The sequence below is a fragment of the Paenibacillus sp. S02 genome, assembly GCF_019454065.1.
Classification (GTDB): Bacteria; Bacillota; Bacilli; order Paenibacillales; family Paenibacillaceae; genus Paenibacillus; species Paenibacillus polymyxa_B.
Window position 1 is genome coordinate 5,235,920 of record NZ_CP073682.1, and the last position, 15,964, is coordinate 5,251,883.

Annotated in this window: 2 protein-coding genes and 1 pseudogene; all 3 read right to left on the reverse strand. The window is 57.5% G+C overall.

Annotated features, from left to right (window positions below; all coding sequences use genetic code 11):
* Positions 1 to 62: 62 nt before the first annotated feature.
* Positions 63 to 15,050, reverse strand: a complete 14,988-nt coding sequence (locus tag KAI36_RS23320) for an amino acid adenylation domain-containing protein (RefSeq protein ID WP_481856524.1) — start codon at positions 15,048 to 15,050, stop codon at positions 63 to 65.
* A 26-nt stretch (positions 15,051 to 15,076) separates the two neighbouring features.
* Positions 15,077 to 15,202, reverse strand: coding sequence for a hypothetical protein (locus KAI36_RS27505; RefSeq protein WP_258382220.1), 126 nt, complete (start codon positions 15,200 to 15,202; stop codon positions 15,077 to 15,079).
* Between the two features lie 362 nt (positions 15,203 to 15,564).
* A pseudogene (locus KAI36_RS27510) lies at positions 15,565 to 15,894 on the reverse strand (diaminobutyrate--2-oxoglutarate transaminase); the annotation flags it as partial.
* Positions 15,895 to 15,964 lie beyond the last annotated feature (70 nt).

The following is a 15,964-nucleotide window of genomic DNA, read 5'->3' on the forward strand; positions in this document are numbered from 1 at the left end:
GTTCGCCGTCTTCCTTGGGATGCGCGCCGCTTTCGCTTGACGGCGGAGGCGCGCTTGTAGGATTAGAACGCGAATTCGATCGTATCGACGGCACTCTTTGCGCCTGCCGCCGGTTTATGACATTCAATCCGGCTTAGCTCAAGTTGTGGATTTTCCGCAATTTGAGACAGTACCCGCAGGTAATCCTCGGTCAAGGTGCGGATCATCGCTTCTTTGAACAGCTTGGTGGCGTAGAAGAAGCCCCCGCTCAGCGCCCCGTTGTTTTCATACATAAACAGCGTCAGATCGAACTTCGCTTCTTCCAAATGGTCAAGCTCGTAAGTCTTCAGGCTGACCCCTTCCAGCTCGGCGTCTCGTTCTTCGATATTTTGCAAGTCGAAAACGGCATCGAACAGCGGGAAGCGGCCCGGCTCCCGCTTCACATTCAAACGCTCCACAAGCTCGTCGAATGGATAATCCTGGTTCTCAAAAGCACCCAAAGCCGTTTCCTTCACTTCTTCCAGGTAGGACAAGAACGTTTTGTCGCCCGACGGACGATTGCGGATCGCCAGCGTATTGACAAACATCCCGATGACCGCTTCCAAATCGGCGTTCGTTCTTCCCGCCACCGGGGTGCCCACGATTAAGTCCTCCTGCCCGCTGTACTTGGACAGCAGCACGGTATAAGCCGCAAGCAGCACCATGAACAGCGTGCTTTCACGCTCGGCTGCCAATTCGCGCAGCCGCGCAGAGAGAGAAGCTTCGACGTCGAACTCCAGATGCGCGCCTTCGTAGCTGCGAGCCGCAGACCGTTCGTAGTCCATCGGCAGGTCCGCCGTCGGCAGCTCGCCTTCGAAGGTTTGCAGCCAGTACGCTTCCTGCCGCCCGATCCGCTCTCGGTGGGCCTTTGACTGCTGCCAAACGACATAATCCTTGTATTGAATGCGCAGTGGCGGCAATTCTTCCCCGGCGTAGAAACTCGAGAACTCATCGATCACAATCGCCATCGATACGCCGTCGGACACCATATGGTGCATATCGAAAAGGAGAATATGCAGGTTCGGCTCTAGCTCGATGGCCCCGGCGCGCAGCAGCGGCGGCTTGCCGAGATCAAACGGACGAACGAAGCTACGGACGATTTGCTCGATTTGAGCCGCATCCTCTTTATCCGCTTGATGATGCTCGATAGTAAAATCGACCTGCGGGTAAATCCGCTGAACCGCTTCGCCCTTCACGATTTCAAAACCGGTGCGCAGCGATTCATGCCGTGTTATCAATTTCCGCAAGGCGGCTTCCAAGCGGTCTAAATCAAACTCGCCTTCCACCTGCACCAGCTCCGGCATGTTGTAAAGCTGATCCGCTCCATCCAGCGTGTGCTGAATGAACAGCCGTTTCTGGGCGGAGGACAGAGGGTAGTACTCTCTCTCCTCAGCTTGAGGAATGGCCTCATGCTCCCGCCGTTCCATCCGTGCGATCGCCTCGGCCATCGCCGCAATCGTCGAGTGACGGAATACGTCGCGCAGCGGCAGGTTGACGTTTAATTCCTTAAATACCTTGCCCGCCAGCGTTGTCGCTCGCAGGGAGTGGCCGCCGATGTCGAAGAAGTTGTCGTGAACGCCAATCTCCTTCGCAAGCCCCAGCACCTCCTGCCAAATCGCCGCCAGCTTCGTTTCCAGCTCATTGCGCGGTGCGACGTACTCCGTTCCGCTTCCCGCTTCCCCTTCCGGCGCCGGCAGCGCCTTCCGGTTAATCTTTCCGTTCGGCGTCAGAGGCAGGCGCTCCATCTCCACGAAGTACGACGGGATCATGTAGCCCGGCAGCTCCTGCGCCAGCGCGCTGCGCAAATCGTTCACCGCCAGCTCCGCTCCGGTATCCGGCGTGTAATACGCGCATAGCGCCTTCTGCCCGTTCGCGTCACTTCGAACCAGCACCACCGCTTCGCGCACGCCTTCCACCCGCAGCAGCTGCGACTCGATCTCGCCAGTCTCAATCCGGTAGCCCCGGATTTTCGCCTGGTTGTCGATCCGGCCGATGAAGTCCACGTTCCCGTCCTCCATCCACCGCGCCAAGTCTCCCGTGCGGTACAGCCGCTCGCCCGCGGAGAACGGACTGTCTACGAACTTCTCTTCTGTCAGCTCCGGACGGTTCAAGTACCCGCGCGCCACGCCGACTCCGCCGATGACCAGCTCGCCCAGCACCCCGACCGGCACCGGGTTCAGATGCGCATCCACGATATAGAATTTCGCATTCAGCCACGCTTTGCCGATCGGCACATGGCCTGTCTGCGGCAGCTTCGTCAGCGGCTCGTCGTAGAAGCTGGAGTCGATCGCCGCTTCCGTCACACCGTATGCGTTGATGATTCGGAACAACGAGCCAAAGCGTTCCTGCAAGGTGCGGTAATCCTCCACGCTGCAACTGTCCGAACTCGTAATCAACAGCTCCATCCCGCTCATATTCAGCCCCTGCTCGTACACGTACTCCAGGAACGGCACGATCAGCGCCGGCGTCGATTCGAAGAGGGTGACCCGCTCCCGCTCTATCCAGTGGTGCAGACGAGACGGATCGATCCGGTCGTCCTTCGGCACAATCACCATCGTACCTCCGTTATACAGCGTCCGCGCAATATCTCCCACAAACACGTCAAACGAGAAGCTTGCCAGTTGCAGCAGGCGCACCGGGAACTGATCCAATCGGTATTCCCGCCGGTAGCCCGCCGCCGTGTTCACCAGACTGCGGTGCTCGATCATCACGCCCTTCGGCTTGCCCGTCGTTCCCGACGTGTAGATCACGTACGCCAGGTCCTCTGGACGGGCTTCATGGAAGCTGTCGGTGCCAACATTCTGTTGGCTCTTATCGCCATCGTCCACAGCATCCGTCAGCTTGCCAGAGACCATACCGGAGACAATCGGCGCATTCGCCCGCTCCTCGCTGTACGACGCTTCGTCGTCCAGGTACAGTACCGCCGCTAGCGCCAGCTCCTCTTCGCCGAGCCAGGCTTCGGCACGCTCTCGCAGCGCCGTTTGCGTCAGCATTACCTTCGCTCCGCTGTCTTCGAGCATGAACCGCACGCGCTCCGCCGGATAATCCGGGTCGAGCGGCACATACGCCCCGCCCGCTTTCCAGACGGCCAGCACGGCCACCAGCACGGCCACCGAACGCTCGGCGAGAATGCCGACGATCGACTCCCGGCCGATGCCGCTTGCGCGCAACGTGGCCGCCAAGCGGTTCGCCCGCTCGTTCAGCTCCGCATACGTCAGCCGGTCGTTCTCGTACACGACGGCCACCTCTTCCGGCGTGCGCTCCGCCTGTTCCTCGAACAGCCGGTGGAACGCGGCCGCAGGAGCCGCTTCCGACTGCGCCGGGTTGAACGCGCCGAGAATTTGTTCTTTTTCCTCTGCCGTCAGCAAGTTCAGCTCGGCGATCTTCGCATCCGGACGGCTTACGATCGTTACGAGCAGCTGCTCGTAATGTTTCGCCAGCCGTTCGATCGTCTCCCTTTTGTAGAGAGCCGTCGCATATTCGAAGCTGTAATCCAAGCCGCCGTTCTCCTCGCCCACATCCAAGCTGATATCAAACTTCGCGGTATCCAGTGCGCTCGGATAAGGAATCAGACGAAGCCCTTCCAGCTCAAATTCCTCGTTCTCCGTATTCTGCATCGTAAACAGCGTGTCGAAGAGCGGATTGCGGCTTAAATCACGGGTGACTTGCACCTTGTCCACCAATTCTTCGAACGGATAGTTTTGATGCTCGAAGGCGTGGAGGGTCGTTTCTTTGACTTCGTTCAGGTATGACAGGAATGTCTTCTCCGAAGCCGGATAACTGCGGATAGCCAGCGTGTTTAAGAAAATCCCGATCAACGGCTGCACATCTCCATGATTCCTTCCGGCAATCGGCGTACCAACGATTACGTCTTCCTGACCTGAATATTTATGCAGAAGGACGTTATACGCCGCAAGCAGCACCATAAACAGCGTTGTGCCCGTTTCCGAGGCAAGCTGCTTTAGGCCGTCGGTTTTCGAAGCGTCGAAGAAAAACTCCAGCGTTTGGCCTTCGTAGCTCTGCACAGCCGGACGCGGATAGTCGGTCGGCATTTCCAGCACCGGAAGCTCGCCTTGGAACATGTCCAGCCAGTACGCTTCCTGACGCTGAAGCCGTTCCTTCTGCTCCTGCGAATGCTGCCAAACGGTGTAGTCTTTGTACTGAATGCGCAGAGGCTCCAATTGCTCGTCGCCGTACAAGCGGACGAATTCTTCAACAAAGATTTCCATCGAGACGCCGTCGGAAATAATATGATGCATATCGTACATTAGAATATGGCGTGCCGGAGCCAGCTCGACAAGGCCTACCCTCAGCAGCGGAGGCTTCGCCAAGTCAAACGGACGAACGAAACGGCGAACCGTCTCTTCGGCCTCTTGCTCATCCGCTCGATAGAACTCCACGGCAAAATGCAAGTCCTGGTAAATCCGCTGCGTTGCTTCGCCATCCACCATTTCGAACCCGGTGCGCAGCGTTTCATGCCGCGCCACGAGCTTACGCAACGCTTCTTCGAACCTCGCCCGGTCCAAAGCACCCTCCAGCAGCATTGCTTCCGGCATGTTGTAGCTAAGCTCCGCGCCTTCCAGTTGATTCAGGATAAAGAGACGTTTTTGAGCAAAAGATTGCGGGTACACCTCTCGGTCATCCGCCACCGGAATGGCAACGAATGTCTGCTCATCCAGCCGGGAAATGGCAGCAGCCATGCTCTCGATCATGGAATGGCGGAACACGTCGCGCAGCGGCAGATCCACGTTCAGCTCTTTATGAATCTTGCTGACCAGCGTCGTCGCCCGCAGGGAGTGACCGCCGATGTCGAAGAAGTTGTCGTGAACGCCAATCTCCTTCGCAAGCCCCAGCACCTCCTGCCAAATCGCCGCCAGCTTCGTTTCCAGCTCATTGCGTGGTGCGACGTACTCCGTTCCGCTTCCCGCTCCCCCTTCCGGCGCCGGCAGCGCCTTCCGGTCAATCTTTCCGTTCGGCGTCAGAGGCAGGTACTCCAGCTCCACGAAGTACGACGGGATCATGTAGCCCGGCAGCTCCTGCGCCAGCGCGCCGCGTAAATCGTTCACCGCCAGCTCCGCTCCGGTATCCGGCGTGTAATACGCGCATAGCGCCTTCTGCCCGTTCGCGTCACTTCGAACCAGCACCACCGCTTCGCGCACGCCTTCCACCCGCAGCAGCTGCGACTCGATCTCACCCGTCTCAATCCGGTAGCCCCGGATTTTCGCCTGGTTGTCGATCCGGCCGATGAAGTCCACGTTCCCGTCCTCCATCCACCGCGCCAAGTCTCCCGTGCGGTACAGCCGCTCGCCCGCGGCGAACGGACTGTCTACGAACTTCTCTTCCGTCAGCTCCGGACGGTTCAAGTACCCGCGCGCCACTCCGACTCCGCCGATGACCAGCTCGCCCAGCACCCCGACCGGCACCGGGTTCAGATGCGCGTCCACGATGTAGAATTTCGCATTCAGCCACGCTTTGCCGATCGGCACATGGCCTGTCTGCGGCAGCTTCGTCAGCGGCTCGTCGTAGAAACTTGAGTCGATCGCCGCTTCCGTCACGCCGTAGGCGTTGATGATCCGGAACAACGAGCCGAAGCGTTCCTGCAAGGTCCGGTAATCCGCCACGCTGCAACTGTCCGAACTCGTGATCAACAGTTCCATCCCGCTCATATCCAGCCCCTGCTCATGCACGTAATCCAGGAACGGCACGATCAACGCCGGCGTCGATTCGAAGAGGGTGACCCGCTCCCGCTCCATCCAGTGGTGCAGACGAGACGGATCGATCCGGTCGTCCTTCGGCACAATCACCATCGTGCCTCCGTTGTACAGCGTCCGCGCGATATCTCCCACGAACACGTCGAACGAGAAGCTTGCGAGCTGCAGCAGCCGCACCGGGAACTGATCCAACCGGTATTCCCGCCGGTAGCCCGCCGCCGTGTTCACCAGGCTGCGGTGCTCGATCATCACGCCCTTCGGCTTGCCCGTCGTTCCCGACGTATAGATCACGTACGCCAGATCCTCCGGACGGGCTTCATAGAAGCTATCGGTGCCAACATTCTGTTGGCTCTCATCGCCGTCGTCCACAGCATCCGTCAGCTTGCCGGAGACCATGCCGGAGCCAATCGGCGCATTCGCCCGCTCCTCACTGTACGACGCTTCGTCGTCCAGGTACAGCACCGCCGCCAGCGCCAGTTCCTCTTCGCCGAGCCAGGCTTCGGCACGCTCCCGCAGCGACGTTTGTGTCAGCAGCACCTTCGCTCCGCTGTCTTCAAGCATGAACCGCACGCGGTCCGCCGGATAATCCGGGTCGAGCGGCACATACGCCCCGCCCGCTTTCCAGACGGCCAGCACGGCCACCAGCACGGCCACCGAACGCTCGGCGAGAATGCCGACGATCGACTCCCGGCCGATGCCGCTTGCGCGCAGCGTGGCCGCCAAGCGGTTCGCCCGCTCGTTCAGCTCCGCATACGTCAGCCGGTCATTCTCGTACACGACGGCCGCCTCTTCCGGCGTGCGCTCCGCCTGTTCCTCGAACAGCCGGTGGAACGCGGCCGCAGGAGCCGCTTCCGGCTGCGCCGGGTTAAACGCGCCGAGAATTTGCTCTTTTTCCGCCGGTGTCAAAATGCCCAGCTCGGCAATCTTCGCATCTGGACGGCTTACGATCGCCGCAAGCAAATGTCCGAAATGAGTCGACAGCCGCCGGATCGTGCTTTCTTTATAAAGAGCCGTTGCGAATTCAAAGCTGCACTCCAGGCCGCCATTTTCTTCCGTAACATCCACACTCAGATCGAACTTGGCCGTGCCGTATTCGCTAGGGTACGGGGACAATTTCAGCCCTTCCAGCTCAAACTCTTTATCCTCCAAATTTTGCAGGGAGAACATCGTGTCAAACAGCGGGTTGCGGCTCAAATCCCGGCTCACCTGCACTTTATCGACAAGCTCTTCGAATGGATAATTCTGATGCTCGTAAGCGCCTAAGGTCGTTTCTTTCACTTCTTCCAGATACGACAGGAAGGTCTTCTCCGAAGCCGGATAATTGCGGAGCGCCAGCGTATTGACGAACATTCCGATCAAAGGCTGCGTGTCTCCGTGCGTTCTGCCTGCAATCGACGTTCCGACGATTAAATCGTCCTGACCTGTGTATTTATGCAAAAGCACGGTATATGCCGCAAGCAGCACCATATACAGCGTCGTTCCTCTTTGAGTGGCCAGCTGCTTCAAGCCTTCGTTCGTTGTCTCGTCCACGAAGGACGTCAGCGTTTGTCCCTCAAAGCTCTGCACGGCAGGACGCGGATAGTCCGTCGGCATTTCCAGAACCGGCAGCTCGCCCCGGTAACGGTCCAGCCAGTAAGCTTCCTCGCGTTTCAACTGCACTTTTTGCTCGTCTGACTGCTGCCATACCGCATAGTCCTTGTATTGAATGCGCAAAGGCTCTAATGACTCACCGCCGTACAGACGAACGAGTTCCTCGACTAACACGTCCATCGAAACCCCATCGGAGACGATATGGTGCATGTCGAACATCAGCAAATAACGTTCGGCTGCCAGCTCTACGAGTTCCGCCCGCAGCAGCGGAGGCTTCGCCAAGTCGAAAGGCCGGATGAAGGCCTGCACGACTTCAGGCGCTTCTTCCTCGCTCGCATGACGATACTCGACGGCAAAGTCGACGCTCTCGTAAATGCGCTGTATTGCTTCGCCTTGTACGATCTCAAAGCCGGTTCGCAGCGTTTCGTGCCGTGCGATCAGTCCACGGAAAGCCTTCTCCAGCAGGCTCCGGTCAATCGATCCTTCCAGCAGCAGCACGCCCGGCATGTTGTAGCTCTCATTGGCCCCTTCCAGCTGATTCAGGATAAACAGCCGCTTCTGAGCTGAGGAAAGCGGATAATATGCTCTTGCGCCTGCCAGCGGAATCGACGAGAACGACTGCTCTCCGATCCGGGAGATGGCAAGAGCCATCTCTTCGATCGTCGAGTAGCGGAATACGTCGCGCAGAGGCAGCTCAACGTTCAGCTCCTGATGCACCTTGCTCACCAGTGTCGTCGCCCGCAGGGAATGGCCGCCCAGGTCGAAGAAGTTGTCCAGGACTCCAATGCCGGAGTAGCTCAGCACTTTCTCCCAGATCTTCACAAGCTGCGACTCCGTCCGGTTACGCGGCGCTACGTATTCCACGCCCGTTTGTATGCCGCCTTGCGGCTCCGGCAGCGCTTTGCGGTCCACTTTGCCGTTGGTCGTCAGCGGCATGCGCTCCAGCTGCACGAAGTACGACGGGATCATGTACCCCGGCATTCCCTGGGCCAGCGAGGTTCTCATTTCGCTGACCGTCAGCGTCCGGTCCGCCACAAAGTAGGCGACAAGCGCCTTCTCCCCCCCGCCGTCCTGACGGGCGAGCACCACCGCTTCTTCCACGCCCTCGACGTTCAGAAGCTGCGTCTCGATTTCGTCCAGCTCGATCCGGTACCCGCGGATTTTGACCTGGTGGTCGATCCGGCCCAGGTATTCGATGTTGCCGTCCGGCAGCCAAGCCGCCAAGTCGCCCGAGCGGTACAGCTTTTCCCCCTCCGCAAACGGGGAATCGACGAACTTCTCCGCCGTCAGATCCGGGCGGTTCAGGTATCCTCTCGCAAGGCCTTCTCCGGCCACGTACATTTCGCCCGCTACACCAATCGGCACAGGGCGGCGGTTTTCATCCAGAACGTACACCCTCAGCGTCGGGATCGGCTTGCCGATATTGCTCTTCGCCGCCTCCATTTCCACCCACGTTATTTCCTTATACGTAACGTGAACCGTCGTCTCCGTAATGCCGTACATATTGATCAGCTTCGTCTCCGGGTACTTCGTCTTGAACCCCTTGAGCAGCAGGGGACTCAGCGCTTCGCCCCCGAAGATGATGTTGCGAATCCGCAGATCGTACGGATGGTCCGCCAAGACCTTACGCAGCAACTGGTAGAAGTATGTTGGCGTCTGGTTCAAAATCGTGACCTGTTCGCGGCCCAGCAGCGCCAGGAAATCGACCGGATTTTTCGCCGTGAGCGGCGGTACGATGACCAGCTTGCCTCCGTACAGCAGCGCTCCGTACATTTCCCAGACGGAGAAATCGAAGCAGAACGAGTGGAACAGCGTCCACGTGTCGGACGGCCCGAAGTCGAACAGGTTCTTGTCGTTGAACAGGAGCCGCACGACGTTCTTATGCTCGATCAGCGTTCCTTTCGGTCTGCCGGTCGTTCCCGACGTGTAGATGACATATGCCAGGTTGCCCGGCCCGGAAATCGGCTCCAGGTTCGAAGCGTCCAGCGCATCGGCGGAGTCCCCCCCTCTGTCGCCCCAAACGAAATCGTCCAATTCGAGGCGCGTTCCTGCGAAGTCGGTCTTCTCGTGCAGATGCTTTTGAATCAGCAATAACGGCGCGCCCGAATCCTCGATCATGAAGCGGATGCGCTCCTCCGGGTAGTCGGGATCGACAGGCACGTATGCTCCGCCCGCTTTGAGAATCGCCAGGATGCCGACAACCATATCGAGCGAGCGTTCGGCCAGAATCGCTACCAGCTGGTCCGCTTCTACTCCCGTCTCCCGCAGCTTCCGCGCAAGGCGGTTGGATCGCTCGTTCAGCTCGCGGTAAGTCAGCTGCCGCTCGTTCATGACGGCGGCCACGTTGTCCGGGTAAAGCTCCGCCTGCTCTTCGAACAATTGAACGAGCGTCTTCCCGCGCGGAAATTCCGTGGTGGTGTCGTTAAAACGTCCGAGAAGGTCGGCCTTTTCCGCCTCCGTCACAAGTTCCAGCTCGCCCACTGTAATTTCCGGGTTATCCGTCACCTGCTCCAGCAGATGGACGAGATGCCCCTTGAGCCGCTCGATGCTGTCTTTATCGAACACTTCGGCGTTAAAGTCGAACCGAATTTCGATCTCGACTCCCGGCACCACGGTCACGTTGAAGTTATAGTTCGTCTGCTCCTCCATCTGAACGTCAGCGATCGTCAGGTCGCCGTGCTGCTGGTCGCCCGCCTGCTCCATCTGCTCGTCCACCGGATAGTTCTCGAAAGCGATGATATGGTTGATCAGGTTCTGCTTTTGCACGCTGCGGGCTTGAATTTCATACAACGGATAGTAATCATAACGCCCGGACTCCAGCGCCCACTCTTGGAGCTTCGCCATCAGGTCGGCGAACACGGTGTCCGCTTCGCTCGTGACGCGGACTGGCACCGTATTGATGAACAGCCCGATCATGGACTCGATACCCGGGATTTCCGCCGGTCTTCCGGCCACGACGCTGCCGAATACGGCATCGTTTGTTCCGTTATATTTTTGCAGCATCACGCCCCACGCGGCTTGCAGCAGCGTATTGACCGTAACCAGGCGCTGTTTCGCCACCCGGTCCATCCGCTCGCTCAAGTCCTTACCCAGCTCGGCGGTGACGTGATCTGCCGTAAATCTGCCGTTCGACGCCGTTTCCTTTTGTCCCGGGAGTACGGTTTGCCCTTCATAACCTGACAGGTATGCCGTCCAATAGCCGGATGCCGCCTGATCGTCCTGTTTCTCCAACCATTCGATATAGGCGCCATAATCCGATCCCTTATCTCCCGCTGGCTGCGTGCCGGAGGTCAAGGCCGAGTATATCTCAAACAGCTCCTGCGTCAGCTGCGCCAGGCACCAGCCGTCCATCAAAATATGCTGGAAACTCCACAGCACATGATAGCTTTGCTCTTCGGTGCGCAGGATCGTAACCCGAACGAGCGCGTCATATTCCATGTCGAAGCCGCGACGCTTGTCATCCTCAGCCTTTTTATCCAAATACGCTTGTTTCTCGTCCACCTGCAAATGAAGCAACTCTTCATATTCAAAGCCGACCGGCTTGTCGCGGTATATGATTTGCAGCGGCTCGCCCGCCGGTCCCTTCACAAAATTTGCCCGCAGCACCAGATGACGTTTCGCAAGTTCCATCCAGCTCCTCTCAAAAAGCTGAACGTCGAGCGCTCCACGCATCGTAAAGCGCGTCTGCTCGAAGTAAGCGGCCGTTTGCCGGTCAAGCACGTTGTGGAACCACATGCCCTTCTGCATCGGCGTAAGCGAGTAAATATTTTCGATTTCCCCGACATGGCCCGAACGCTGGGCGATTTGCTCCAATTCCGCGATGGTCAAGCCTTTAAATTGCACGTCGCTCGGTGTCAATTCGGTATTTTCTTTGCCTGCACAGTGGGTAATGAGCTCTCGAAGACTTTTCTCAAACTGCTGAGCGAAGGCTTCCATCGTTTCCTTGCGATACTGCTTCCGGCTGTAGCTGAGATCGAGCGATAAAGCGCCGTCCAGCACCATGCCGTTGATATCCAGCACAAAGCTGCGGGCCTGCCGGTCGCTGGTCGGGCTGCCGCTGGAATAAGAAGATATGCCGATCTCGTCCTGATTGACATCATCGTCGAACTGGCCGAGGTAGTTAAAATTAATTTCCGGCTCTGCGCCCCAAACAAAGCCATCCTCCGATTTGGAGAGATAGCGGCATACGCCGTACCCAAGCCCTTTGTTCGGAATGCGGCGCAAGCTTTCCTTGACCTGTTTAATCTGATAGGCCAAATCCCGATCGGTTTCCGGCTCCAGGACGACCGGAAACTTGGTCGTAAACCAGCCGACTGTGCGCGTGATGTCGATATCCGTTCCGATCGATTCGCGTCCGTGTCCTTCGAGATTGATTCGCACCCGTTCGTGTCCCGTCCACTTGCGAACGGCTATGCCGAGCGCCGTTACCAAAATATCATTCATTTCGGTGTTGTAGGCCCGGTGAACTCGCTTCAGCAGCAGCTCCGTTTCTTCGGGAGTCAAACGGACGAACAGCGATTCGCTGTCCTGCTGCGTCGTAACGTCCGCCTCCAGATCCTTCGGCACGGCCGGAACCGCAATTTGTTCCACGGCCTGCCAATAGGCCCGTTCCTTCGCCATTTCCGGGCTTTGCACGTAAGCGGCCAGCTGCTCGGACCAAGTGCGGTACGCATCCGTTTTCGCCTGGAAACGAATTTCTTCGTTTTTGCCGGCCTGCTCGTAACCCAGAGCGAAATCCTCCATCAAAATGCGCCAAGACACGCCGTCCACCACCGCATGATGAACCGCGAGCAGCAAATGATCGCCGTCCGCGCACCGGAACAGTCCCGCCTTCACGAGGGGTCCGTTCTCCAGATCGATGCCCGCTTGAATGTCCATTGCCTTCGCTTCCACAGCCTGCTCGGTATTCTCCGCATCCTTGAAGTCGAACACGTCCAGCGTGAACATCCCGCCTTCCTGAATTGCGCGGTTCCGCGCGCTAAATCCTTGTTCCGTCTTGCGGAACACCATCCGCAACACGTCATGATGCTCGGCCAGCTTTTGCAGCACCTGACGTACCGTCTCTTCGTCGAAACGTTCCTTCCGGTACAGCATCACCGACTGGTTGAAATGATGCGGGTCTGCAAAGGAGCTTTCGAAAAACCAATGCTGAATCGGCGTCAGCGCCGTTTCACCCGTTATTTCGCCTTGATCGATGGTACGTCCGATCGGTTTCACATGCAGGCTGAGCTGTGAGATAGTCGGATATTTGAACAAATCCCGGATTTCCAGCTTGTACCCGGCTTGATGAAGCCGCGAAGATACTTGAATGGACTTGATCGAGTCTCCGCCCAGCTCAAAGAAATGATCTGTTACCCCAACGCGATCGGCGTTCAATACCGCCTGCCACACATCGGCAAGCGTCCGCTCGGCTTCATTGCGGGGAGCTACGTACGCGCCGCCGATCAGCGCATTTCCTTCCGGGGCGGGCAAAGCCTTGCGGTCGATTTTGTCATTCGGCGTAAGCGGCATCTGCGGAAGCTGAACAAAATGCGCCGGAATCATGTAATTCGGCAATTTTTGCGCCAGCCCACTTCTCAGCTCGCCGACCGTAAGCGGGCGGCCCGCGACCAGGTAAGCGCACAGTTCTTGCCCGCTTTTGCCTTCCCGCGCGATTACGATCGTCTCCTGCACGGAGTCGATCTTCAGAAGCTGCTCTTCAATCTCGCCGATCTCGATCCGGAAGCCACGGATTTTCACCTGATGGTCGATCCGTCCCAAGTACTCAATATTTCCGTCCGGCAGCCAGCGGCCGAGATCTCCCGTCCGGTAAAGGCGTTCTCCCGGCGCAAACGGATGTTCCACGAACTTCTCTGCCGTCAGCTCCGGAAGGTTCAGGTAACCTCTCGCAAGTCCCACGCCTGCCACGCACAGCTCGCCGTCTACTCCCGGCGGCACAAGCTGCAGGTGGGCATCCAAAATAAAAATCCGGTGATTAGCCAGCGGACGTCCGATCGGAATGACTCTGCGCTCCGGCTGCTCCTCATCCGCATCCCAAAGCGTCGTAACAATCGAAGCTTCGGTAGGACCGTAAGCATTGAAGTAGTGGACCTTCGATTTCCACTGCTGTACGAATTCGGCCGATACCGCCGAGCCTCCCGTTACGAGCTTCGTTAAGCTGGGAAGGCGGTCCGGGTTCAAGTAAGCGCTGTACGTCGGAGGCAAAATCGCCGCCGTAATCGCATGCTCGTTCATATAACTCTCGAACAGGCGGTTGTCGAGAATCGTCTCGGCCGTCGGGATGTACAAAGCCGCGCCAAAATAGAGCGCTTCGAACACTTCCCAGCAGGACGCGTCGAACGACAGGCTGGCGAATTGAACGATCCGGTCATGCTCCGTGATGCCCAGTCTGTCCGCGAACATCAGCTTCAAGCTGACCAAACCGCGATGCTCCAGCATGACCCCTTTGGGGTTGCCCGTCGTACCTGACGTATAGATGACATAAGCCAGATCATTCGGACCGCTGACCGGCTCCAGGTTCGAGCCATCGTCGCTGTAGGCCTGCTCGTCATCCAGCGCCAACACGATCCCTTCGAACGGCACCTGCTGCAGCAGTTCTCTTTGAGTCAGCAGCAGCTGCGCGTTCGAGTTCTCCAGAATGTAGCGGATGCGTTCTTCCGGGTATTCCGGGTCGATCGGCACGTAGGCACCGCCAGCTTTCAGAACCGCCAGAATGCCAACGACCGTCTCCAGCGATCTCCTGGCCATCAAGCCTACCAGCTGATTGGGCAGCACGCCGACCGATCGCAGCGTCCGTGCCAGCCGGTTCGCCCGTTCGTTCAGCTCCCCGTACGAAAGCCAACGCCCCTCAAAGACAACCGCCGTCGCTTCGGGCACCCGCTTCACCTGCTCCTCCACAAGCTGATGAATCGTCCGATCACGGGAATAATCCTTCTCAGTATCGTTAAAGCTTTGCAGCAATTGAAATTTCTCGTCCTCCGACAGCATGTCCGCCCGCGCGATGTCCAGCTCCAACTCGTGAAGCCCCACGACCAGCAGGCGATTCAGATGGCCGACGACCCGAGTCATGAACTGAGAGTCATATAAGTGCTCGTTATATGACAGCGCTAGCTGAATCGTCCCACCGGTTAAGCTGAATTCAAAGGAACAATCCGTGACCACGTTTTGCCCGATTTCGTCCAGATGCAGCTCCTTAAGGGATACTAGCGTATGGATGACGGGTATCCCGTCCGCATGTTGCAGGTCCAGCTTTTCCGTCATTTTCAAGAACGGAATATGTTGATGCTGAATCGCTTCCGGCAAGGAAGTTCTCAGCTCGCTCAGAAGCGTTTTAAAAGTCGCACCCGCCGAAAGCGAGTTTTTCAAAATGACCGAATGATTAACGGATCGGCGCGTCTCCGTCGGTTTCCGTACAACCGGCATGCCGACCAGAATGTCAGAGGCGCCTGTATATTTATGCAAGAGTGACTGAACACCGGCGAGCAAAATCATAAAAGCGGCCAGCGGAGCTCCCTTGCTCATTTGAAGGACACGCTGCGCCGCTTTCTCCGAAAGCGAACCGCCGACGGTTGCCAGCATGGGCGGCAGGGAGCTTGGAGCTTTGCTGTAAGGCAGCCGCGTCAAGGTATAATCGTCGCTACCGAATTTTTCGTTCCAAAACAACGTTTCTTTTTCAAAAGCCATCTGGATCGTTCCCTTCTCTTCATCGGTAAAAGCAATCCGGCGGAGCATATGCGGCAGCAACGCTCCCCGCCTTTTCAAACATGTGACAACAATATCAATGGCTTTCGCCAGGTCACCGCTTCACTTGCCCGGTTGATCGCATGCGGCAATTCTCTGCCTAGCAGTTGTCCCGCTCGGCTACCATGCGTGAAAGACAACAAAGAGCATCGTTTTACGCAAGAGATGCGTCTGCTTCCGGCTCCTCTGCTTCAATATGCTTGCTGCGGACGAGCCGCCCGAAGACGGGCTTTGGTTTAACATTGGGTTCGGAATTGAATTTGGGGGTGGACAAGGGATGTTCATCCCATCGATGTAGGCTTGCTGTAGGGTTACCGGTCGGCCAGCAGGAAGTCGGCCGTACCTCCGGATTCGGCACCGGAGCTGCCTTGGTCGAAGCTTATATTTAAGGGGTATTGATACACTCTATGTACGATTTGTGTATTTCCCGCAGCCCTGGTGTGGATAAGTAAAAATTCGGCTGCGCGGTAGTGAGCTTTTCCTGACGATTAGATGTGACGAATGGTGCCGCTTCCATCGCGTTCGTCTCCGTCGGACCGCAGATTTGAAGCTTGTCATTCAGCTTCTTCGGCTCCAGGATCCGCTCCGAGAGGCTCTGGATGAATTCGCGATTGGCCATTGTATACATATCCAAACCGTGCATAATCCGGTCGGAGGTCAAGTAATCGAGAACCCGGTCCTTGATATAATCGTTGTTATGACCGAATTCAGCGCCTCGACACCTGCCCAAAGAATCAATATAGGCTTTTCCGTCCTCAGAATATATCAGGTCCCTCTTGGCCCGGTCGAATACCACCGGAAAGCTTCTGAAGTAAGGTCTTACGTTGGATTCCAGCTATTCAAAAATGCTCACGCACTTCATCCTCCATCGGAATTGGGATAAGGTTGGCTTCATCCTTTCTGAA